This is a genomic window from Paenibacillus sp. Y951, assembly GCF_056786395.1.
The window spans coordinates 351,783-375,384 of the sequence record NZ_JBXCIY010000003.1 but is presented as its reverse complement, the minus strand read 5'-3'; the positions used below and the strand labels follow the sequence as shown (position 1 = coordinate 375,384).

The 23,602-nt window shown below is 40.0% G+C and carries 25 protein-coding genes and 2 pseudogenes; 3 read left to right on the top strand and 24 right to left on the bottom strand.

Features of this window, described 5'->3' with window-relative positions:
- Nucleotides 1-294: 294 nt before the first annotated feature.
- From AC1TPB_RS06770 to AC1TPB_RS06745, 6 genes and pseudogenes are all read right to left on the bottom strand, one after another.
- Entirely contained in the window at nucleotides 295-432 is a 138-nt protein-coding gene (locus AC1TPB_RS06770) for a recombinase zinc beta ribbon domain-containing protein (protein ID WP_482075799.1), read from the bottom strand.
- A 60-nt stretch (nucleotides 433-492) separates the two neighbouring features.
- A pseudogene (locus AC1TPB_RS06765) lies at nucleotides 493-561 on the bottom strand (hypothetical protein); the annotation flags it as partial.
- Between the two features lie 566 nt (nucleotides 562-1,127).
- Nucleotides 1,128-1,997: an RNA polymerase sigma factor SigJ gene (gene sigJ, locus AC1TPB_RS06760; protein WP_482075798.1), complete on the bottom strand. Its 870-nt coding sequence runs from the start codon at nucleotides 1,995-1,997 to the stop codon at nucleotides 1,128-1,130.
- Nucleotides 1,998-2,038: 41 nt separating this feature from the next.
- A complete protein-coding gene (locus tag AC1TPB_RS06755; RefSeq protein WP_482075784.1) occupies nucleotides 2,039-3,220 on the bottom strand; it encodes an NAD(P)/FAD-dependent oxidoreductase in 1,182 nt (393 codons plus the stop codon).
- A 168-nt stretch (nucleotides 3,221-3,388) separates the two neighbouring features.
- A pseudogene (locus AC1TPB_RS06750) lies at nucleotides 3,389-3,499 on the bottom strand (DUF4180 domain-containing protein); the annotation flags it as partial.
- A gap of 27 nt (nucleotides 3,500-3,526) precedes the next feature.
- Nucleotides 3,527-4,087, bottom strand: coding sequence for a TetR/AcrR family transcriptional regulator (locus AC1TPB_RS06745; protein ID WP_482075783.1), 561 nt, complete (start codon nucleotides 4,085-4,087; stop codon nucleotides 3,527-3,529).
- Nucleotides 4,088-4,284: 197 nt separating this feature from the next.
- Between AC1TPB_RS06745 and AC1TPB_RS06740 the strand changes: the two genes are divergently transcribed.
- The gene (locus AC1TPB_RS06740) at nucleotides 4,285-5,214 is read left to right on the top strand and encodes a DsbA family protein (protein WP_482075782.1); all 930 of its coding nucleotides are present in this window, start codon (nucleotides 4,285-4,287) and stop codon (nucleotides 5,212-5,214) included.
- Between the two features lie 10 nt (nucleotides 5,215-5,224).
- Nucleotides 5,225-5,341, top strand: a complete 117-nt coding sequence (locus tag AC1TPB_RS06735; RefSeq protein ID WP_482075781.1) for a YdhR family protein — start codon at nucleotides 5,225-5,227, stop codon at nucleotides 5,339-5,341.
- Nucleotides 5,342-5,663: 322 nt separating this feature from the next.
- Here the strand turns inward: AC1TPB_RS06735 and AC1TPB_RS06730 are convergent, their stop codons facing one another.
- From AC1TPB_RS06730 to AC1TPB_RS06675, 12 genes are all read right to left on the bottom strand, one after another.
- Nucleotides 5,664-6,989 (bottom strand): FtsW/RodA/SpoVE family cell cycle protein, encoded by a 1,326-nt coding sequence (locus tag AC1TPB_RS06730; protein WP_482075780.1) that lies wholly within the window; start codon nucleotides 6,987-6,989, stop codon nucleotides 5,664-5,666.
- On the bottom strand, nucleotides 6,976-7,320 hold the full coding sequence (locus AC1TPB_RS06725) for a PadR family transcriptional regulator (RefSeq protein WP_482075779.1): 345 nt from the start codon (nucleotides 7,318-7,320) through the stop codon (nucleotides 6,976-6,978). The genes AC1TPB_RS06730 and AC1TPB_RS06725 overlap by 14 nt, the downstream gene beginning before the upstream one ends.
- 183 nt (nucleotides 7,321-7,503) lie before the next feature.
- Entirely contained in the window at nucleotides 7,504-7,986 is a 483-nt protein-coding gene (locus AC1TPB_RS06720) for a hypothetical protein (protein WP_482075778.1), read from the bottom strand.
- 127 nt (nucleotides 7,987-8,113) lie between these two features.
- A complete protein-coding gene (locus AC1TPB_RS06715; protein ID WP_482075777.1) occupies nucleotides 8,114-8,872 on the bottom strand; it encodes an MBL fold metallo-hydrolase in 759 nt (252 codons plus the stop codon).
- A 9-nt stretch (nucleotides 8,873-8,881) separates the two neighbouring features.
- Nucleotides 8,882-9,694, bottom strand: coding sequence for a carbohydrate ABC transporter permease (locus AC1TPB_RS06710; protein ID WP_482075776.1), 813 nt, complete (start codon nucleotides 9,692-9,694; stop codon nucleotides 8,882-8,884).
- A 20-nt stretch (nucleotides 9,695-9,714) separates the two neighbouring features.
- Complete coding sequence (locus tag AC1TPB_RS06705) at nucleotides 9,715-10,611, bottom strand: carbohydrate ABC transporter permease (RefSeq protein WP_482061149.1); 897 nt, start codon at nucleotides 10,609-10,611, stop codon at nucleotides 9,715-9,717.
- Nucleotides 10,612-10,764: 153 nt separating this feature from the next.
- On the bottom strand, nucleotides 10,765-12,051 hold the full coding sequence (locus AC1TPB_RS06700) for an ABC transporter substrate-binding protein (RefSeq protein ID WP_482075797.1): 1,287 nt from the start codon (nucleotides 12,049-12,051) through the stop codon (nucleotides 10,765-10,767).
- A 494-nt stretch (nucleotides 12,052-12,545) separates the two neighbouring features.
- Nucleotides 12,546-12,833, bottom strand: coding sequence for a stage VI sporulation protein F (locus AC1TPB_RS06695; protein WP_482075775.1), 288 nt, complete (start codon nucleotides 12,831-12,833; stop codon nucleotides 12,546-12,548).
- Between the two features lie 71 nt (nucleotides 12,834-12,904).
- Complete coding sequence (gene recG / locus AC1TPB_RS06690; RefSeq protein WP_482075774.1) at nucleotides 12,905-14,962, bottom strand: ATP-dependent DNA helicase RecG; 2,058 nt, start codon at nucleotides 14,960-14,962, stop codon at nucleotides 12,905-12,907.
- A gap of 7 nt (nucleotides 14,963-14,969) precedes the next feature.
- Nucleotides 14,970-15,827 (bottom strand): DegV family protein, encoded by an 858-nt coding sequence (locus tag AC1TPB_RS06685; RefSeq protein WP_482075773.1) that lies wholly within the window; start codon nucleotides 15,825-15,827, stop codon nucleotides 14,970-14,972.
- A 37-nt stretch (nucleotides 15,828-15,864) separates the two neighbouring features.
- Nucleotides 15,865-17,610 carry a DAK2 domain-containing protein gene (locus AC1TPB_RS06680; protein WP_482075772.1) on the bottom strand — a complete coding sequence of 582 codons (1,746 nt, stop codon included), beginning with the start codon at nucleotides 17,608-17,610 and terminating at the stop codon, nucleotides 15,865-15,867.
- A 17-nt stretch (nucleotides 17,611-17,627) separates the two neighbouring features.
- A complete protein-coding gene (locus tag AC1TPB_RS06675) occupies nucleotides 17,628-17,987 on the bottom strand; it encodes an Asp23/Gls24 family envelope stress response protein (protein ID WP_482075771.1) in 360 nt (119 codons plus the stop codon).
- A 266-nt stretch (nucleotides 17,988-18,253) separates the two neighbouring features.
- On the opposite strand from AC1TPB_RS06675, the gene rpmB reads away from it, so the two are divergent.
- Entirely contained in the window at nucleotides 18,254-18,442 is a 189-nt protein-coding gene (rpmB, locus tag AC1TPB_RS06670; protein WP_482061154.1) for a 50S ribosomal protein L28, read from the top strand.
- A 99-nt stretch (nucleotides 18,443-18,541) separates the two neighbouring features.
- Here the strand turns inward: rpmB and spoVM are convergent, their stop codons facing one another.
- The 6 genes from spoVM to AC1TPB_RS06640 form a co-directional block, all read right to left on the bottom strand.
- Nucleotides 18,542-18,622: a stage V sporulation protein SpoVM gene (gene spoVM, locus AC1TPB_RS06665; RefSeq protein WP_258200341.1), complete on the bottom strand. Its 81-nt coding sequence runs from the start codon at nucleotides 18,620-18,622 to the stop codon at nucleotides 18,542-18,544.
- A gap of 132 nt (nucleotides 18,623-18,754) precedes the next feature.
- Entirely contained in the window at nucleotides 18,755-19,027 is a 273-nt protein-coding gene (locus AC1TPB_RS06660) for a hypothetical protein (protein WP_482075770.1), read from the bottom strand.
- An 18-nt stretch (nucleotides 19,028-19,045) separates the two neighbouring features.
- Nucleotides 19,046-19,690, bottom strand: coding sequence for a ribulose-phosphate 3-epimerase (rpe, locus tag AC1TPB_RS06655; protein WP_482075769.1), 645 nt, complete (start codon nucleotides 19,688-19,690; stop codon nucleotides 19,046-19,048).
- 5 nt (nucleotides 19,691-19,695) lie between these two features.
- Nucleotides 19,696-20,688 (bottom strand): ribosome small subunit-dependent GTPase A, encoded by a 993-nt coding sequence (gene rsgA / locus AC1TPB_RS06650; protein WP_482061157.1) that lies wholly within the window; start codon nucleotides 20,686-20,688, stop codon nucleotides 19,696-19,698.
- Nucleotides 20,645-22,834, bottom strand: coding sequence for a Stk1 family PASTA domain-containing Ser/Thr kinase (gene pknB, locus AC1TPB_RS06645; RefSeq protein ID WP_482075768.1), 2,190 nt, complete (start codon nucleotides 22,832-22,834; stop codon nucleotides 20,645-20,647). Before pknB ends, rsgA begins: the two co-directional genes overlap by 44 nt.
- Nucleotides 22,831-23,592 carry a Stp1/IreP family PP2C-type Ser/Thr phosphatase gene (locus tag AC1TPB_RS06640; protein WP_482075796.1) on the bottom strand — a complete coding sequence of 254 codons (762 nt, stop codon included), beginning with the start codon at nucleotides 23,590-23,592 and terminating at the stop codon, nucleotides 22,831-22,833. The genes pknB and AC1TPB_RS06640 overlap by 4 nt, the downstream gene beginning before the upstream one ends.
- Nucleotides 23,593-23,602 lie beyond the last annotated feature (10 nt).

Sequence of the window (23,602 nt, the reverse complement as noted above, 5' to 3'; positions counted from 1 at the left end):
TATTCAGCTTCCTTGGCCTTCGTCTATATGAGCGAGACTCAGCTTCCTCTTGTCCCTCTTGCGAGGCCTTTTTGACGACGCGGCAGGATTCACTTTATGTTACGGCCTGGCATGTTGCTCGCCCTCTGACAGGTACTTTCGTCGATACGCTTCTACGCACAGATTTCGCCATACGCAGGTATCCCAGCTACGAAGGTGGCTTGGTCCCTCCTTCGGTTGGACTTTCACCAACTAGATAATGCGTGCCTCTGGGCACGCCTCATATATAAAAGTATTGAACTCTTCTTATAGCATCTATAATAGTTCTTGTTCCTTAATGCTTGAAGGAGCAGGACAACCTTTTATGCCGTATCGAGATATTCCACCACATACATATCGTTCGCCACTACATCTATACCATAACCCTCGCCCACACCCTGGACAAAACACAATATTAGTAAAGAGATGCGTTTGTTGATTGGATTTGATACTTTTTCTTGAATACAGTAACTCCTATACTCGTTTGAAATCATCCTTATCAATTATTGGTTCATGTGTGTTTTCGAAGATAATATATTCATCAACCTTTTTCTTTTACGCTTGGAGATTATTGCTCTGCTTTACCTAGTCTTAAAGACGCAGGCTATGCTAATTTTGACTGGTTCTACTGGATATACGGGCAGATGTACTAGTGTTAAGGTGGTTTGAAAGCCAATGTTCGAACGGTTGAGTCAGTTGCAAATCCAATGGATTTTAGGGGGAGAAATGAGGACGAGTGGTGGAGATGATGGAATCCTCCTTTGAGTTGAGAGGTGAAACTTTTTCCATTTCTTCATCAATATTTAATATTTCCGTTCATTAGCATTTTTCACACTTAAGAACACACCTTCTTCCCCCTCGATAATTTAGGAGCTTCCCATTATTTGTCGATACAATATATTGATACTACCTCCTCGACATGTTTGGAGCGCTCCTCTCGGTTTCAATTCGGTAAAGACTTCGCTGTATTTTTCGTTGACTTTCTTAAAATCCGCTTCCGCTAATGATTTTCGATCCAGCGGACGCTCTGACAACTGTCGCAAGTCCACATATTGACAAAGCGGCAGCATTCACTTCATGTTACGGCCTGATATCTCTCTAGCCCTGCCTTAATGATGATTCAATAAATGCTTCAGTTTTTCCGGGTTCCTAACAAAGTACAGGTTGCGAATCGAACTCCTCTCGACATGCATAAGCACAACGGTCTCAATACCCACGTTTGTTCGGACAACAACCCCTGTTTGGCCATTTATTTCTCTTATTTCGACTTGTATGCTTCCTTCTTCATGTAGAGTCTTACGAACGAGACCGAGAAGGAAGCGGGTGACGAGGTCACGCGATTTAATAGGATGGACAGCCGCGACTGCTTTGCCTCCTCCATCGGAAACTAGCACAACATCTTCTGCGAGCATCGATACAACTGTATTTACATTGTCTTGTTCGAGAGCTGTAATGAATTGACGGACCCATTCCTCGCTTGCTGCTTCAACATGAATCTGCTCTTCGGTAGTAATTCCTATTTTTCCCTTTGCACGGCTTAGAACCTTACGGCAATTGACTTCGCTTTTGCCAATGATCTCTGCAATAGCGCTATATTCAAAACCAAGTGCCTCCCTAAGCACAAAAACCGCTCGTTCCAAAGGAGATAATCTTTCAAGCAGCACAAGCATCGAATAAAACAACAACTCTTTACGTACAACGAATTCAAAGGATTCATCATTCGAAGTGAAAATCGGTTCGGGAAGCCATTCTCCGAAATACCGTTCCCGCTTTTTACGTGCGGATTTGAGGAAATCCAAACAGCGATTCGTTGTCATTTTGCACAAATATGCTTTTGGCTCAACCAGAAGCTCAAGATCTACGTCACATATCTTCAGAAATACGTCATGTACAATATCCTCCGCATCCGTGGACGATCCAGTCAGTTGATAGGCAAGCGTAAACAGCAAGCCTTTATACTGCTCATATAATTCTTGCATCGCACCACTTCCTTTCTTATACATTAATCATCTTTCTCCTATTATAATAGACTTGCTGAATTCCAAGTGAATTTTCTTAGAATCCATCCGAGTTTACCTGTAAAAATAAAATCTATTCCCCATAAATGTGTCCATGCCATTCCTTTCTTCGGTCCCATGCCAAAGCAGAAGAAGTCAATAAATCCCTTATGCTCGGGTGCCGGACGACCTTCAAGATCGGCCAACACGATCTTAGCAAGCCTTGTAGCTTGAGCAATGGCTTCCTTACACGTCTTTCCGTCAGCCTGTCCGCTGGCTGGATCTACGATCCGTGCGCAGTCTCCGATACTGTACACACCATGAGTACCCTGTACCCTGTAGCTTGTATCGACGATCAGATGTCCATCCGAGGTAATCGGCAGTCCAATGTTTCGCAGATTAGGGTTGGGTAACAGTCCCAGCGTCCAGACACATAAGCCGACGGACATCGTCTCACCGCTAGACAAGGTAAGTACTCCCTCTTTCTCCTGTAGTATTTTGACCTCATGTTTAACAGTTACACCGCTAGTACGAAGAGAATGCTCTAATTTCAGTCCTACTTTAGGCGGACCATCCGGGAAGAGACTCTTGTTTGTGTTAAATAAATTTATCCTTACACTACTCTGGTCAAGTCCTAACTTCTGTGCATCTTCACGTACGTAATGAGCCAGTTCGGCAGATGTCTCAATTCCGCTTATTCCTGCACCACCAACGGCAATGGTCATCAACCGCTGACGCTCTCTAGCATTTGTTTCGATAACAGCTTTCTTTAAGTTCGCACGCCACGATTCCTTGATTTTAAGTGAGGTATCCAAGCTCGCCAATGCAATCCCTCCTTGAGCAAGGTCAGGTTGCTGCACGACGCTGCCTATCGCCACAACAATCATGTCATAGTGCATCGATTTCCAATTTCCTTTAACATCCTGGTAGTTCAACTTCTTCTCCTCTGATTCAATGTTCTTTACGGTAGCTTGAACGAATTCAACACCTTCAGGAAACAAATCCGTCAGAGAGACCCTAATATCTTCATTCGTGACTGCGGGCTTGAAGAGCAATACTTTACGAAAGTGATACGGATTCTTATCAATTAGAATAAGTCGAAGAGGACGCTTGTTTGCTTTGTCCTTAAATGTATTTCGAATCGCTTTAACGGCATTAATACCAGCATATCCTCCACCGATGACTATGCATGTCAACTCTTTCATTGCAACCACTCCTATTTCGTTTTGCATATATGACGAGAATAGGAGGTTTTTTGTGACACAACACATCATATATTCACGAATAACATGCTATGCTACTAAGAAGAAGGCGTTGCTGCCCCTTGATACTCCAAGAAGTCCAAGCGCAAACTTAGCTTGGACTTCTTGGAAATTACATTCAAAGATGAAATCATGAAGACTTCGACTTGGATACGCCGTGAAATCCCCAATAATAGCGAGCTTCACTTGATATTTGACGAACTTCTGAAGGATTTCGCCTGCTGCTTACTTCAGCGAATAGAAATCCACTTAGGTTCTATCAATCCCAGTCCGTATGTAAGGGATTGCTAATTGGATAAATTGTTCCGGCAGCATCTTCTGACTGTCTCTTCTCCATTCTACAGAAGCCCCATAGATTCCCCAGCTTAGTAGGACAGCTGTAATTTTCAGAGCTTCATCCTCTTCAGTTTTATTTTGTTTTAACAACATTTTATGAAAAATAACTTCGAGCTGTTCTCTAATAATGCGGGCAATAGTATCTTCGTAACCTCTATGGCAACGATTGGATAGTGACTTTTGAAAATCTGTTATAGCTTTGAAAATACTAACGAAGACTTCTTCATTTAGCTCGTTATTTTGGTGAAAATCATAATTCAAATTAACTAACAATACTTCTGATAACACTTTTTCCAATAAGTCGTATATATCTTCAAAATGATAATAAAAAGTTGCACGATTAATCATCGCTTCTGTAGTTATATCTTTTATAGTAATATCCTTAAATTCCTTTTTCCCTGAAAGTTCAATGAAAGAATCCATAATTAGTTTGCGGGTACGAAGAACTCGGGGGTCCGTCTTTGATTCGGTCATTTTGTTAACCTCCTACTTTTCAAACAAATTCTTAAATGTGTTGTATAAACGACAAATCCACAGATTTATTGGTGTTAATGATTTTTATTATGATCTAAAATTCAATTACAGGCAAATCATTCGTATTTCGCCTTTGAAAAGTAAAGTAATTATAAAATGTTTTGTTACAATATTTCATTAGAAATGAGGAAAATATAATGACGAACAATAATAATATGGTTTGTGATCTAAAAACAGGTGTATGCGGAGTAGCTGGAGAGGAGGATATGGAGGTTATTGATTTTAATCAACCCCCAAAAATGGTTAATCTTTATTATGTGACCGACCCTATTTGTTCACATTGCTGGGCACTTGAACCTGAGCTTCGACGTTTTGTAGAGCAGTATGGAGGTTATTTTAACTTTCATACGGTTATGGGTGGTTTGCTGGAAAAATGGCATGACGGACCAATCGATCCTGCCAATGGAATTAATAAACCAGCCGATGTTGCTGTTCACTGGAGAGAAGTTGGAGAATATTCGAGAATGCCAATTGACGGGACTTTAATGATTGATAATCCAGTTCAATCATCCTACCCTCCCTCTCGTGTATTTAAGGTGATTCAAAAAAATCATACTGAAGTAGCAGCATCCGAATATTTACGCCGCTCAAGAGAAGCACTTTTCGCATTTAATCAAAATATTTCAGATAAATCCGTTATGATTGAAATCGTAAATAAACTCGGCCTTGATGGAGAAGCTATTGTTAATGAAGCTGAACAACCCGTCGGTCTACAATTGCTGCATGAAGATTTTGATCTAGTTAGAAGCTTGGGTGTAAGTGGTTTTCCGACTATTATTATGACTAATGAAGAAAACAAAGGTGTAAAAATTGTTGGCGCCCGTTCGTTGGAATACTATGTAGACGGATTGAAAAAAGTTCTAAATCTCGATGAATTACAACCCAAACCAATCCCTTCCCTTTCTAGCTTGCTTGAAAAAGAACAACTTCTTTTCTCCAAAGAAATTGAAGTAATGTATGATGTTGAACAAGCAAATGTTAAATCTTTTATTGAACAAGAGCTTTCAACAGATCGTTATCAAGTGAACGAAATTTTAGGGGAATTGTATTTTTCTACTACTAAATAAACAAAGGTGAGTGACCACTAGCAGATTAGCTGGTTTTGGTATAACAGATATCAATGCAAAAATCTTTTCCGTCAATTCCAAGCTTACTGAAATCACTAAAGGACCTGTAAACCTACAGAATATATAGATCCAGCTTTAACACCCTAATTTCGAGTATCCGCGTATGATCACAACCTTATGAAAGGCAGCTTACATCGTCAATTATAAGAAGGTATTGCCGTATATGAAGGATCTGTCCATTCAAGCGGATTAAAGCTTCCAATATACATCCTAGGCTACCAGCACACACCGATTGAATATCGATGCGCGCTGGTAGTTTTGCTTCTTATAACTGTCTACTTGACAGGGGTATGACCAAATTTTAATTCCAAAACATTGAAATTAAAGTCGTTTTGTTATTATCAGTCTCGATCCGAGAAGTAATCCGAACGTCATTTACTAATCGTATCTTAAAGATGACTTGGCAGCCTATCATGTACAACGTCTGTTCGACGATAGACCGAAAGCAGTATTCCAAGCAGTACCATATTGACTAAAAATCCAAACCCACCAAAAGAAAAAAATGGAAGAATTACGGTCATTGGTGCAATGACACCAATATTAGAAAGAACATATAACACAATTTGTCCAGTAATTGCAAGGCAAGCCGCAAAAGAAACAAGAAATCCATACGTGTTTTTTTGTTTAAACACCGATACAAACATTCTAATAATAAGAATAAGTAGAATAGCAACTACTGCCATTCCAGGAATATAGCCAAATCTTGCAATAATGTAGGTTAACGATAAATCTGTTGACCAGATTGGCAAAATGCGATCAATACTCATGATCTCTGACTTGTTTTCAAGTGCAGCTGTACCAATAGGCTTAGCTGCGGAAACTAGTTTTCGGATCAATACCGTTTGGTATCCAAACCCTGATGGATCTTGTGCTGGATTAAAGATCTCTACAATTCTTTTAACGAAATAGGGAGATCTGCGACTTGCAATAAAGACCACTAGTATAGATACTAAGAAGGTTGGTACATATACGAGTGCATAGCTTAACTTCTTATTCCCGCCAAAAAAATCCTTTGCAATCGCAACTGTTAAAATAATTAGACATGAGATCGTAAGTAATGCTAGAGCAGTAAAAGAAGGAGCGGCTATGCATATCAATGCTGCTCCTGCATAAAACAAACCTGAAATAACAATACCCAGATACCTCTTGTTTCTAAATCCATATATAATTCCAGCAAATAAAGGAATACAGATTAATGTTGTATAGTAGACATGTTGGTATGTACCATTAATCGTATATGAAGTTAAGAATCCTGCTACCGCAATAGCAAAAACCACAAAATATGCGAGCTTGGAATAACGTCCTAGCCATGTATAATCAAGAAAGTACATAATCGCAAAGGCTACTATGCCGATTGGTGCGTATTGAAGAAAACCTGAAAACATATTTATACTGTTTGTGTTTACTCCTGTAAGAATGTATTGGAAAACAGCACCTAGCACCACTAAAATCGCAGCACTGGAAAGGATTGACCATTCCGTTCTTGGCCTATGAGTCTTGTCTAACTGTTTACCAACAATAGCCGGATCACCCATTTGTTCCACTGCCTTCAAATTTGCAGTTTCTTCATCAATCCCTTGATCTATGTACTTATTTTTCTGATCTTCAATATGATCCAAAAGCTCCCTTGTTATATGTTCATGGATGCTTTTGAAGCGAACCTCTTTACAAACCCCTTGTATAAAATGTTGAACATGCTGATTAGTCGAGTGCATAGTTTGATCCTCCTAGCACTTGATTTACAGTAGTTGTGTAAGTGAGCCATTCAGATTTTTTCTCTTCAAAAAGTTTCTTACCGCGCTTCGTAATTCGATAGTACTTGCGTGCCCTTTCACTTTCGGATACTTGTTCATAGCATTCTACCATACCTTGATTTTCCAAGTTATGTAGTAGGGGGTATAGTGTGCCTGCTTTAAGAGTAAATACATTTTCTGAACGTCGTTCTAATTCATCAATCATTTGGTATCCATACATATCACTACTATTAAGTAATTTGAGTATTAGCATTGTTGTACTGCCACTTATCAGACTTTTATCAATCTTCATTTAAAAAGTTCACATCCTTAACGGTTATATCGACCATCTATACATAATATAGTATAGATGGTCGATATATGTCAATAAAATTTAGCACTCCAAGTGTGTAACAAAAAAACGGCATCTCTGCCGTTAAGGAATTGGTGGAACATGTGAGATTCTAATTTTTCCTTTCTCAGTCAAATTACTTTGCTAAGCGTCATTCAGCCAATTACTTACTGAATCTTGAACATATTTTGTAGGATCTGACATAACCGATTGGATAAGCGGCAGCGCAATGGAAGGATTTTCTTTCAAAACAGTAATATGCTTGGCCCACACACCTTGTGGACATGTCAATTCAATAGCGAATCTCCGGATATTTACATCTTCATCAACTACCCAATCACGCAAATATTGAATCGATTCTATTACATTGTTGATTGTATCCTCCCTTAATGCCATCCAAGCAATCTCACGGACACCAAAATGCGAATCGGCAGCAAACGGGCGAATACTTACTAATTTATCATGTAAACTTAATCGTTGATTTTGACCAATGATGTAGGCAGCCCAACAGCGAACACTATCCGAATGATGTTGAGATAACGCAGCGTAAAGTCTGGAGCTCTCTACCTCAGATTGACAATCCAATAGCATTTGCCATTCACGAGCAATTGCAGGTATTATTTTCATCACTTTCTTGTCGGATTACATGAATACCTAGCTTAGCCAGCTTATCAACATAGTTTTCCCGAGATTCAATCGTCTTGTTCGTTAGAAACACTGCACCCTATCATTCCCCTTTCTGATCCCTGCTCATTTACTCTAAGCTAATCGATAACAAATCCTGACCCATCGTAATTTTTGCCAATGTACCTGCAGGCAACTGATCCAATACTTCATCATATGGCTCATCATCCATTAGATGTACGAGTACTAGCTTCTCTATCGCATCCATATTGTAAAATTCCACAATATCCTCTAAGCTGCTATGAGTAGGCATTGCGTTACGTGCCGTTGTTGCTTCATGTATAAGCAGATCAATCTTCTCATATCGAGTGATCGCGGGATTCAAAATAGTATCTGCCGAATAAATAACGACTTTATTATGATATATAGCCTCCACACCTACAGTAGGAACATTACCATGGCTGGCAGGAAATATTGAAAGCGAGCAATCATTGTTGCTCCAAATTAGTGATGGCTCCTTCCAGTTAAACGAATGGATGCGAATTTCGAATAAACATGGCCACTCATTCAGCTCCATTAAGTTTAGCCAATTTTCTAGCCATTCTCGTCTTTCCTCGACACAATAAATATCGAATGGCTCTGTTCGCCCATCAATCCACATTCCCCACAATAAGGAAGGTAGTCCGTAAATATGATCATTATGAAAATGAGTAAATAATAAGCGCTTAATATGATTCGTCGGAATTGCTAAGTTTTTAAGCTTGCCTAATGGATTTCCACCAACATCAATTAATGTACATGACTCAAATTCTCGAAGTAGGAGATACGTATTGTCTCGATCGATTCCAGATGCTGCACATGCTGTTCCCATTAAAATAATTTCCTTCATAAGCACCTCCTACTTTATGCCTGAATGCATGAAGCTTTCTACGAACTGTCTTTGGAAAAGGAAAAACGCTGCCAGTAGCGGTGTAATAACAAGCACGGTCGCTGCCGTTACAGTTCCCCACTGTGCACCTGTTTCGAAGGATTGAGCAAATATCGCGATCCCTACCGTTAACGGACGAGATTCGACCGAGTTGGTAACAACGAGCGGCCACATGAAGTTACTCCAGTGGGCACTGACGGAAATCAAGCCAAAAGCAACAAAGGTCGGTCTAGCTGAAGGTAAATAAACATACCATAGCGTTTGATACCATCTACATCCGTCCACTTTAGTTGCATCATCAAGCTCAACCGGTATTTGCTTGAACGTTTGTCGCAGTAAAAACACCCCGAATGCAGAAGCCCAATAAGGCAGCATAATCGCTAGCTTTGAATCTATTAATCCTAATTCCTTCATAATGGCGTAGTTCGGGAAAATAAGAATATCTGGTGGAATCATAATTTGTACTAAGAACAAGATGAAGATGAAACCTTGCCCAATAAAATTCAATCTAGCGAAAGCGTAAGCCGCTAACGTAACTGTAAATAATTGTACAGCTAAAATCCCAACGACAATAATAATCGTATTAAAGTAATATCTCATAAAGGGAATCGTATCCCACGCGGATATATAGTTGAAAAAAGTTGGATTTTTAATTGAAAATGGATTTGCTCTCGTTATGACCTCAACCGAAGGTGTTAATGATGTAACGACTGTCCATACGAGTGGGACGAGAAAGATAAGCCCGATAATCCAAATAATAACTCTGTTTATAATATTATTCATAACGTGAAAACTCCCCCCTCCTAGTAATGGATCCGCTTATCTAAATATGCGTAATTAAAGATCGATATTGAAAGTAAAATGACGAGTAGAATAACGGTTAGCACTGAGGCTCTCCCCATATCCCAGAAGCTAAATGCCGTTTCATAAATATGGAATAATAGCAGATTACTCGCATTATTTGGACCGCCCTTCGTCATAATATAGAGATGATCTACCATCTTAAATGCATTCGTAGTTGCAATAACCATGACGAACAACGTTGTAGGCATTAGTAATGGGAATGTAATCGTACGGAATATGCGGAAAGGACGCGCGCCCTCCATTTTGGCTGCTTCATAAACTTCCCCTGGCAGGTTCTGTAATCCCGCTAAGTAGAAGAGCATAAAGAAACCAGCTTCCTTCCAGATCAACATAACGATCATGGAGAACATAACCCATGTTGAGCTACCTAACCAATTGGCACCATTGATTCCGAAAACGCTTAGAAACTTATCAAGTAATCCAAAATCAGGTGTGTAAATGAACAACCAAATATTAGCAATCGCAATCATTGGGATTAATGTAGGGTAGAAAAATGCCGCTCTCAGCAATCCTATACCTTTTGTCTTGTTATTCACCCATATTGCAAAATAAATAGCAAAGAAAATACTTACGGGAACTGTACCAATCGCGAGTAACATATTGTTAGTAAGTACTTTGTAAAATACTTCATCCTGAAACACATGCTTATATTGATCGAATCCTACAAAGGTTGCATTCTTGAATGAAGAGCTTAGAAAGCTTGAATAAATAGATTTAATAATCGGATAAAATGTAAACATAACAAGAAATATAAGTGAAGGAAAAAGTAGCGCATAAGCAAAAATATTTTCTTTCCAGTTGATTTTTCTTCTTAAACTTAAGCTGCGGTTTGTCAATGCAATACCCCATTTCTACAATTCTCACACGAAAAAACCACGTTGCATATTAAACCCACAACTAATACATAGAGTTTAATATACAATCGTGGCTTCTCATGGGCTCTAGCCAATTAATATATCAATATGAAGTTATAGACTGATTTACTGAGTCTACTTAAAAGCTTTAAGAATTTCATCAGCCTGTGTTTGTGATTTCTCCAATGCTTCCTTAGCAGTCATATCACCTTGTAATGCAGCCTGAATATTATCATTGAATAACTTCGTAACTTGACCATTCTGGTAAGTAGACAATTCACTCTGCGCATATTCCAGTTGATCTCTGGCAATTTTCGCCTGAGGGAACTCTTCTACATATGCTTTCAAAACATCTGTTTCATAAGCTGCCTTAGTCGTTCCAACATAGCCAGTCTCCATCGACCATTGTGCAACACGCTCAGGCTGCGTTAAGAACTCAATGAACTTCGCTGCTGCCTGCTTGTTTTCTTCCGGAATATCTTTGAACACATATAAATTTCCGCCGCCAGTTGGTGAACCGTATTGCTTGTTAGCAGGCAAGAAAGCTACACCAAAATCAAATGCTGCTTCGTTTTTCACCTTCGTTAGATTACCTGTTGTATGATACATCATTGCTGTTTTTCCGCTAATAAAATCAGATGGGACAGTCGCCCACTCAATGATGCCTTCAGGCATAACTTTATCTGTTTGCCCTAAGTCCATATACATTTGCAAGCCTTCTTCAACATGTGGTTGATTGAAAAACACTTGTTTTCCATCCGTAGACATAATGTTGTCTCCACCTTGTAGAGCCAATGCTTGCAGCATCCAGTATTGGTAACCTGTGCTTGGTATTTCAATACCCCATTGCGATACGTTACCTCCTGTATCCTTAGTCGTTAATGCTTTGGCATATTCTCTCATTTCAGTCCAATTCGTAGGTGCATTTTCTGGGTCTAGACCAGCCTCCTTAAATGCATCTTTGTTGTAATAAAGTACGATCGTGCTGCGTTGGAATGGAATACTCCATACCGTATCACCTGATTTGGTATTACCCATGAAAGCATCATAGAAGCCATTGAAATATTCTGGAGTAAATCTCGGTGTCAGATCTTCAAGTGCATCCATAGAAAGAAGTGAATAGAGATCCGTTGATAGAAGTACAGCAATGTCTGGTGCATTATTACCTTGTACGGCAGTCATGACCTTCGTTACAGTATCTTGATAACTTCCACCATAAATCGGCTTTATTATAATATTTTCATTTTCTTTTTCAAAGTCTTTCGCCAAATTATCAATAATTGTAGTAATAGGCCCCCCTACAGCAACTGGGAAATAAAACTCTAACTCAACTGCTTTGTCACTGCTTCCATCAGGCTTCTGGCTTGATCCAGGATTGTTAGACTCCCCTTTACTACATGCTGAAATAATTAATGCAAACATAGCTAATAATACAATAATCTTCTTCACTTAAATCCCCCCAAAATAATTATTATATTGTAATAATGGTAATACCTGTCTAACTATAATGCATTTTTGTAAATAACAATCACGATTTATATGATTATTTTGTAAAGCACCATGCTAATCATGCGTTAGGATATTCTAAATAATGTCCATGAAAATATTAAAAACCCTGCGCAAAGAACACTTTCATTTCTGAAAGTGTTCTTTGCGCAGGGTTCTCATTATCTCTACCGCACTATTAAATTCGATTATTTTCATACTAACGCATTTCACAAATTTGACAAGTTTTATTTATTAACCTGTTGCAAGTTTCATTTGCTCTTGCACTAGCATACGCTGTCGATCTACTTCCTTTGCATCAACAACGCATACCGATAGTGGTATGATGTTCTGCAAAAGGGTTCTCCATTTTCTCGCCCGTTTCAGCAAAGTTATTTAATTAGTGATTTTCGTGCATACTTAACACTAGTTTAGCGGAACATACTCCACAACTTTAGCAAATGAAGTGTATTGTTCGGATCGATTTTTTGCGCTAATACGAAATTAACAATTTGTTCTCCCTGTGTTTCGGTTAGTTTTTCCTGCAAAATAGTTGCTGCTGATTTGGTAAGCTTACGTACCTTTACTCGATCCTGCAAATCGTATTTGGTAGCATCACCAAGTAATTTGCGCAGACGTTCCTTTGTCGCTGGATTTTTCGACTTGAATTTCACTCTTTCTACTAACTGTGGACTAATACCGAACTTTTGATAACTCATTAACCAGACACCTCCGTATAGGCAACTACCTCTAATGAATTAACTATATGCAGGCAATCACCAATAATTGCCTAATCTATTTGTTCTCCTTGAAATAAAGGATCATTCCGCAGCCATTCTATTACTCGAGCATACGCCGAATCATGCCAAAAACTATCCTGAGCAACAAGATCAGAGGCATCTTCCCTCGCTTGCTCAAGTAATTCATAGTCAGCAACCATATCGGCAAGCTTAAACTCTGGTAGACCGCTTTGCTTCGTCCCGAAGAAGTCTCCTGGACCGCGCAGCTCAAGATCTCGACGCGCCACTTCGAAACCATCATTCGTATCGGTCATAACCTTCATTCGTTCTCGACCGACGTCTGACTTAGGATCAGCAAGTAATATACAATACGATTGATGCTCGCCACGCCCTACTCGACCACGTAGCTGATGCAATTGCGATAATCCAAAACGCTCAGCATCCATAATCATAATAATCGTTGCATTAGGCACATCGACGCCTACTTCAACAACGGTTGTTGCAACTAACACTTGTGACTCATTCCTGGCAAAAGCACTCATCGATGCTTCTTTCTCAACTGCACTCATCCGGCCATGCAGCAATCCGACTTGTAGATCAGGAAATGCCTGTTGCATCGTAATATGAACGTCAATGACATTCTGTACTTCGAGCTTCTCTGACTCTTCAATTAGCGGGCATATAACATAGGCTTGACGCCCAAGCGCTACCTGCTTACGAATAAAGCCATGTGCGCGATCTAATGCACTATGTTTAACCCAAAATGTATCGATCGGCTTACGCCCTTGTGGGCGCTCACGAATCGTCGATACATCCATATCACCAAATGCAGTAATCGCAAGCGTCCGCGGAATCGGAGTCGCTGTCATTGTAAGTACATCCGGATGAATGCCCTTCTGACGTAATATACTGCGCTGATTAACACCAAAGCGATGCTGCTCATCGACGATAACAAGACCTAATTTTCTGAAGAAAACATCCTCTTGAATAAGTGCGTGAGTACCAACAACAACATCAATAAGCCCCATCTGCAAGGAGGCCAGCATATCACGTCGCTTACGCTCACCTAAGCTTCCAGTTAACAGCCCTACTTGAATGTTCGTATGCTCAAATAGACGCGTCAAGCTCTTCAGATGTTGTTCTGCTAATATTTCCGTAGGAACCATTAATGCACCTTGGTAACCTGCTTTCACTGCGCTATAAAGTGCGATCGCAGCGACTACCGTTTTCCCTGAACCAACGTCACCTTGCAGTAAACGGTTCATCCCATAGTTACGACGCATATCTACGGAAATCTCATTAATTGCTTTCTTCTGACCATCCGTTAGCTCGAAAGGTAACGTCATGGCAAATTCGCGAATCCATTGACTTTCAATCGGCATAGCGATGCCTGCTTGTCTGCGATGAGAAAGTGCACGATATGCCTGCAATCGAAGCTGGAATAAAAATAATTCCTCATACACCATCCGTCGTCGTGCTTCTTGTCCCGCAGCAAAATCTCCAGGATGATGGATGTGCGTAATAGCTTCTGTTCGATTCATCAAATTATATTTTTGAACGAGTGCATACGGTAAAACTTCTTCTACCATACTGCTATATTGTTCAAGTGTTGCTGTAATTAATTTGCGAATCCACGGTTGCGTAATCTTTCCACCTACCGAATAAACAGGCTGCAATGTATCCATCTTGGCAGATGGCTTCACCGCATCAACAAACTCTGATTCTGACACGGTCAATTGCATACGGGATTGTTCCCACTTACCAGTTAACATAATTTCTCGATCGGGAATTAATCCTTCACGTAGAAATTGACGATTGAACCACGTTGCAGTAATTAACTGAATACCAACTTGTATTTTACACGTTAGACGAGATTTGGACTTACCATAACGTTGCAGCACAGGAACGCCACGTACCGTTCCAATAACAGTAGCTTTTTCCCCGCTTTTTATTTCAGTTAAGTCACGCACACGATAATCTTCATATCGAAACGGAAAATATAATATAATATCATTCACAGTATATAAGCCAAAGGCGTGAAGCTCCTGTTCCTTAAGAGCACTCACGCCTTTCAACTGTTTAACTGGAATTTGATCAAGTTTGATCATCCCAAGCTCACACCTTATATAAGAATACAGCGGAAGTACCAGGACCAGTATGAGTACCGATAACGGTACCAACAGCTGTATAATGGATTTCCTTAACATTAAGTTCAGCAGTAACACGTGTTTCAAGCTCTTGTGCGATCATTACATCATCTGTCTTAGCGACAACAAGACCAATCTCAGCATCACCATAAGCTTCTTTCAATAGCTCGACAATTTTGGACATAGCTTTTTTACTACCTCTTGCTTTATCAGCAGAGTATACTGCGCCTACTTCATCTAGCGACAGAATCGGCTTAATATTAAGCAAAGAACCGATAAGTGCAGCTGCTCTGCCTATACGTCCGCCTTTTTGTAAATATTCAAGTGTATCCACTAAGAAAAAGATTTCTGCACTTTTCTGTCTTTCTTCAATAGCCGCTATGATTTCTTCAACAGAAGCACCTGCTTCCGCCATTTTTGCCGCAAGAATAACTTGCATGCCATTACCATAGGATGCTGACTTGGAATCAATAACTGTAATATTCGCAGTTTCATCTTCAATCATAGAGCGGGCAATCGTAGCCGATTGATACGTTCCACTTAGAACCGAAGCAAGATGAATGGAGATAATTGGACCGGTAGGGTCCTCTGCTAGTAGACGCTCATACACATCACTGAATTCAGCAGGTGATGGCTGAGATGTTGTCGGCATTACTGATGATGATTTCAGACGCGCATAGAAATCATCCGTTGTCATATCAATAGCATCTCGATAGGTTTCCTCACCGAACAATACTTTAAGTGAAACCATCGTAATTCCGTATTTCTCACGTACATCTGCTGGAATGTCCGCAGTACTATCCGTAACAATTCGAATATTTCCCATCTAACGATATTCCCCTTTCCTTATCGCTTTATTGATCTTACTCGACTGCAAAAATATATGGATATAGCGGCTGACCACCATACTGCAATTCAATTTCTAGATCGCTGTAATGCTCGCCAATCCACTCGCTAAGCGAAGCTGAAATATCATCCGTGGAGCCTTCACCAGTAAGAATGGTAACAATGTCCCCTTCTTCTTCAAGCATACTTGCCAGTAGTGCTTTACATGCATCTAGCAGTTCCGCCTCAGAAGTAACAATTGCTTTTTCCTTAATACCGATATAATGTCCTTCAGTAATTTCTATACCGTCAATACTTGTATCACGAACAGCTTTCGTAATCTGACCTGATACGACCGTACTGGCTGCAGAAATCATCCATTCTTTGTTGCGTTCTGCTGTTTCATCTTCTTTGAAAGCAAGTACCGCTGCAATCCCCTGTGGAATTGTTTTCGTTGGTATTACAGTAACCGAGCGCTCTGTTAATTCCACCGCCTGCTCAGCAGCTAATATAATATTGCTATTATTCGGGAAGATGAAAATATGATTAGCAGATAATGCTTCAATTGCTTTCACAAAATCTTCTGTACTTGGATTCATCGTCTGTCCACCAGATAATACGATATCGACATCACTACTGCTGAACAATTCCGCAACACCATCACCAAGCGCTACTGTAATCATACCGTACGGTGCACGCTCGAACGCTTGCTCCGTTGGACGATTATCAATAGCCTGTCCTGCCAACAGCTCTGCAGCAGATAAATTCACAGTTGATTGGTGAACCTCTTCTTCAAGCAATTCACGATGCTGTTCACGCATATTAAGAATATGCATATCTGTAAGCTCACCATATGGAACAGACAAATTGAATACATCGCCTGGTTTACGAGAATGAACATGAACTTTAATAAGGTCATCATCTGTAATTACTAGAATTGAATCCCCGTCTTTAGATAATGCTTTCTTGTAAGCGGATTCATCAAAAAAAGCTACGGACGCTCCCGATATATTACGTTTGATGAAAAATTCCATGTCATAGAAGAATTCAATATCTAAAGTCTCTAGTTTTGCTTGAGCGGAGAGCAGATCCGTGTGACGTACAAGTTCTGGAACATATACATCTGCTGGTGCAGCTTCAGATATGAAGTGATCTACTATTTCTGAATTGCCGGATAATGATTGCACAAAACCTTCATAAATATAGACTAGACCTTGACCACCAGAGTCTACAACGCCAACTTGCTTCAATATTGGCAAAAGGTCAGGTGTTTTTTGCAATGCTTCATAAGCTCTTTGATGTACTTCTTTCAATAATTCAAGTACTTCAGTATTGCGACGAGCAAATTGCACGGCATGACGTGCTGCTTCTTTTGCTACAGTAAGTATCGTTCCCTCTACTGGCTTCACCACAGCCTTATATGCCATATCCACACCATGTTGCAGTGCAACAGCAATATCGATAGCTGTAGCTTCTTCAGCATGAGCTAATGACTTAGAGAATCCTCTAAATAGTTGAGAGAGAATAACTCCTGAGTTACCTCGCGCCCCCATCAATAACCCTTTAGATAATGCTTCTGCTGTTTTTCCCAGATGAGCAGATTGTTTGTTTTTCAATTCAGTTATTCCTGAAGTCATTGTTAGATTCATATTTGTTCCAGTATCGCCATCTGGCACTGGAAACACGTTAAGTGCATTAACTTGTTCAGCATTACGCTTTAGTAAGTCAGCTCCTAATAATGCCATTCCAGCAAAATCGGAACCGTTAATAGCTCGCTTACCCAATGAAATTCCCCTTCCTGCTAGGTAGATACCCTTACATCTTGTACAAAAATATTAACTTGGTTAACTGCAAGTCCGATTACATCATTCAACACATAAGTCACTTTTGACCGAATATTACTTGCTACTTCGGATATTTTCGTTCCATAACTCACAATAATATACAAATCAATATATACACCTTGTTGATCCTGTCTTATTTCAACACCCTTAGTCCAATTATCTCGACCGAGAAGAACTGCGAGTCCATCCTTAAGTCCATTTCGTGAAGCCATTCCTACGAGTCCATAACATTCCATAGCGGCAGAACCAGCAATTGTTGCAATACAACTATCAGATACATTAATCTGACCATAATCATTATCTAATTGTATCGGCATAAATTTTCACTCCTCGCCATATATTATGGACTAATTTCCATTGTACTATAAACATCAATTTTATTGAAGTGCGTAGTGAAAATTTGCAACATTTTAATTAGAATTAGGTTGAACAGAGACCGACTTTGTGTTACGATATTTAGGTCTGTTTATATTAGAAGTAATATGCATGATTAATTATTCAAGAAGCATAGTCTTTACATAGCTGTAGAGGCAATGAGCTGTTAAAGCAAGAACACTTGATATTTGGTGAAGGAGGTGTACTTATGTCCCGCAAATGTTTCGTAACTGGCAAAGCGCCTGGAAGTGGTAACAACAAATCTCACGCGAACAACACAACTCGTCGTACTTGGGGAGTTAACGTTCAAAAGGTTCGTATCCTAGTGGATGGTAAACCAAAACGTGTATACATCAGCGCTCGCGCGTTGAAGAATGGTAAAATTACTCGTGTGTAATTTACCATAGACAAAAGCACCTGAATCTTCAGGTGCTTTTTTTGTTGTAATGTTGTACGTTATCACGAAGTTTATGATTGCGTCAGCCAGCATTATGTTTTAGCTTTTTTGGAATGTATTAAGCACTGCTTTTACAAAACCACCCAAAAATTTAGGTAATTTAATGGTATAGAACTTCATGTCCACCCCTCCTCGAAACACGCGGTTACATTTTCCGTGTGAACTCCACTCTTGTAATCATAATATGCAAAAAGAGCGCAACGTATACCACCACATGCTTCAAAGAAAGATTATTTCACGCCCATTTTTAAATTACTGTCCTGATAAAAATTCAGGATTCGTTAGGCTTTGATAGACGACAAACATAACTACGCCAAAAAAGTACATGAAAATAGCTAGTAGAACAAATGTAATTCGTAAACCAATCGTTTCAAAACGTCTGAAAAAGCGAATACCGATATAAATCGTTAACAAAGAAAAAAGATACTTAATAAATGAATCTATCGATGAAAATATCGCTAATGTTCCGCCAGCCATCACTGCATAAAGGATAACCCAAAGCGTCGTTTTTATGTTGAATTTCATCAGTATCCATTCCTCCTATTATCGTAATGAAGCGATAGCTTCAGCACGATTAGAAGCGTTGAATATAGCATTACCCGCTACAAGGACATTCGCGCCAGCATCACGCACAAGCTGCGCTGTATGCGCATTAATACCACCATCTACTTGCACGTCGATATGAGATAGCTCACGTTGCTGCAAGAGCGCCCGCAACTCACGAAGCTTAGCTACAGAATAAGGAATAAACAATTGTCCACCAAATCCAGGATTAACGGTCATGATAAGTACCATATCAATATCTTCAAGAATTGGTATTAACGAAGAAACAGGCGTAGCTGGATTAAGCGCAACACCTACAGGCAGACCTTTTTCCTTAATAGAATAAATCGTTCGATGTAGATGAGCACATGCTTCCAGATGAACCGTAATCCGATCAGCGCCAGCAGCAATGTAATCAGCAATATACTGTTCTGGACGTTCAATCATAAGATGAACATCAAAAGGAAGCTTCGTTTTCGAACGAACTGCCGCAATAACTGGAGGGCCAAATGTAAGGTTAGGCACAAAGTGACCGTCCATTACATCGATATGAACCCAATCAGCGCCTGCTGCTTCAATTGATTGAATTTCTTGACCTAATAGTGAAAAATCAGCCGATAAAATCGATGGTGCAATAATAGTCATGAGTGTTAGTACCTCCGTTTTTGGTCTTTGAGTTCTGCAAGAAAAGTTATATAATGCTCGTGTCTGCTTGCTTCAATCTTTCCTGCTGCAAGTTGTTCAAGTACGGCACAACCAGGCTCCTGAACATGTGAACACCCTCTAAATTTACAGTCTGGAGCAAGCTCACGCATTTCGATAAAACCATAGGCAAGATCAGAAATACCAAGCTCCGTAAAATCAAGCTGACTGAAACCTGGAGTGTCTGCGACATAGCCCCCGCCAATATCGATAAGCTCAACATGACGAGTCGTATGTTTACCACGACCAAGCCGATTACTTATTTCATTGGTTTCAAGTGTTAAACCTGGAACGAGCGCATTCAATAGCGAAGATTTCCCCACTCCTGATTGCCCAGCAAACACTGATACATGTCCTTTCAAGCGTTCATGTAACGGGGATATGCCTTCTTGTTCCACAGAACTCGTCCCATAAATTTCATAACCCAAATTACTGTAGATACGAGTGACTTCCTCGATACTTTTGAGTGCCTCTTCCTGCAATGATTCCTTACTATTGGCATCATGAGTTAAATCTTGCTTACTTAAGCAAAGAACAGGCTGAATACCTGCATGCTCGATATGAAGCAAAAACTTATCCAACAATTGCAAATTAAGTGCAGGTTCATGAACAGAAAAGACGAGAATAGCAAGATCAACATTGACGACAGCCGGGCGAATTAATTCTGAACGTCTAGGTAGTAATTCGACAACCGTTCCTTCCCCGTTTTCCGTGAGCACATAATGAACATCATCACCAACTAAAGGAGTAAGGCCTCTGTTTTTAAACACTCCTCTAGCACGGCATTGTACCGTGCTAGAATGAGTTCGATCATGCCTGGGTTGAACGTAATAATAACCACTTAGCGCTTTAACGATCACTCCCTGGAGACTAGCGGAAGAATCTGTAGTTGTCTCATTATTCTTCTGACCATGCTTCCGTGGATTGCTCGGTTTGCTCATTATTGTCGTTACCCTCCGTTTTATGATCTGGCTTACCATTGGAATTAGAATTAGGGTTAGCATTAGGATTAGTATTGGTTTCTGTATCTGCAGGTGTTTCCGTAGGCACGATTTCATTGCCGGGAATTTCTAATCCTGTTGTTGAACCCTTTGAAATATCTTTATATCTAATATCCTTAGTATCCATGAATGCACCATCTCTATATACAGATACTCTCGCAACCGTATCTGGATCAAGCACAAGCGTTACTGGAATATCAACCGTACTTGTAATGGTAATAGGAGCAAGCTCCACATTTTCACCACGAGCATCGGAATATTGAATTTCCACTTCACTTGCCGTGCCACTGTTAGCAGGTGAAATTCGCACATTAAATTGATACGTTTTGGCATCTGCAGGTTGCCCTGTACTTACAACAATAAAAACTTTACTACCTTTAACAACTTCCTCATTCGGCATGATATCTTGGCTTATAACCTCGTCTTTATCGAACAAATAACTAGCCTCATATTTAATATTACTGTCTTCAAGTATTAGACCGTAAGCTTTCAAAATATCTTTAGCATCAGCTAATTTTTTGCTCTCTAGAGATGGCATAACGACTGTCTCTGGGCCAGCACTCACTGTAAATGTAATTTTCACATCATCAGGATTAATTTCTAAGCCTGAATTTGGTGTTTGCTCTAAGATAGTTCCAACCTCTGAATCATCGTTCACTTCGATAAATTCGAGTTGCGCTTCCTTAATGCCAAGCTCAACTAAGGCATTAATGGTAGCTATTTTCATTCCACCAACATAGTTAGGCAGTTCTTTCAGCTCAGGTCCACTACTTATCGTCAATTCGATAAACGAGCCGACTTTCACCTTCATACTCATCTTCGATTGCTCCATAACTACACCTAATGGAACAATTTTACTTGGTTCACGCGTAACTTGTTCGTGAACTCTTAAGCCTACCAAAGCAATCTCTTCGCGCGCTTTTTCCTCTGTCATGCCAACAACGTACGGTAAATCTACGTCATCCATTTGCAATGTATCTAATAACTTGAAAAACCCCCATATTAACGCCGCTAAAAACACTAACGTAACAAGCACGACGATTAATGGCTTTTTCCAATTCATAGTTTTCGTAGCTAATTCGTTGTCTTCCAGTTGTACCGTGTTCATCGTCTCAGTAAATCGAGTAGTCTGACCAATCGGTCCCGTCGCCTGCTGCGTACGAGCAGGATTCGTATCAAACATTTGCGAAGATCGAATCGCAGGCATGACTTTTGTTTCCTGCAATTCATCCACATGCTTAAATACAATTTTTGGTTCGTACAAGCGGTGCGGCTGAAGACAAGTTTCCAAATCCTCTATCATTTTCTTTGCCGAAAGATATCGTTCGTCTGGATTTTTTCTCATCGATTTCAAGATAATATTTTCTACCGATTGGGGAATATGCGAATTGGCAACTCTCGGTTCCACAAAATCATCCTGCAAATGTTTCAGTGCAATGCTTATCGGGCTTTCTCCGAAAAATGGAAGTTCTCCCGTTAACATTTGATATAACACAATACCTAAAGAATATAAGTCCGATTTTTCACCTGTATTCACACCTTTGGCGTGTTCAGGTGAAAAATAATGTACAGAACCAACAACGGAGCCCGTATGTGTAATCGTTGAAGACGTTACCGCTCTAGCGATACCGAAATCCGTCACTTTCGCTCGACCGTTATTGCCAATAAGAATATTATGCGGTTTAATATCGCGGTGAATAATATGGTTCGTATGTGCATGATCAAGAGCTTCACATATTTGCTGGGCGATATGTACTGCTTCTTCAATTTGAAGAGGAGCACGTTCGATAATAACTTCATTCAAGTTATGGCCTTCTACATATTCCATAACAATATAGTGAATATCTTCTTCTTGACCAACGTCATATATGCTAACAACATTAGGATGAGAAAGTGCCGCTGCTGATTGACCTTCACGACGAAAACGACGAATAAACTCTTCATCGTGAACAAATTGTTGTCGCAATACTTTAACCGCTACTTTCCGATTAAGTAGGACGTCATGTGCTTTGTATACTAAAGCCATGCCGCCTCCACCTATACGGGAAATAATCTCATAGCGTCCAGCAAGATCGTGTCCAATCATAGTGTCTCCTCCTTTCCTTGTGCATGACCGCTTGGATCATACAGAACAAGCGTAATGTTATCTTCTCCACCTGCCTCATTGGCTAATGCAATTAATTGATCTGCACTTATTTCAAGTGGTTGCTGATTCATTACGATTTGCTGAAGTTGAGACTCACTAACACGATTAGATAAGCCGTCACTACATAATAGTAAAGTATCTGCGCTATTCCATTCCATAATACGCACATCTACCTCGACATCATCGTCAGTACCAATCGCACGTGTTAAAACGTTTTTACGGGGATGATGTTCAGCCTCTTCCGCTGTTAATTGTCCTGATTGTACTAACGCATTGACTAAGGAATGATCCGCGGTTAGCTGCTCAATGCCTTGTTCATTAATACGATAAGCTCGGCTATCGCCTACATGCCCAATGATCATCATATGATCCCAGATTAGGGAAGCAACAATAGTAGTACCCATATTGTGATACTGTTCCATATGTTTCGCTAATTGAAATATTTCATCGTTCGCTTGACGAATAGCAATACGCATAAGACGTTTCCCGTCTTCTGCACTCCAATTCGTTATTTCCTCATGCTGCGCGAGAATGCGCTGAAAGGCTGATACTGCGATTTGACTCGCAACATCACCAGCCTGATGACCGCCCATACCGTCTGCTACAATAGCAAACGATAGCTGGGCATTAATATTACCAGTTAACGCAGAATCCTCATTCACTTGACGAATTCTACCAATATCACTGCGACTAACCATTAACAAACGT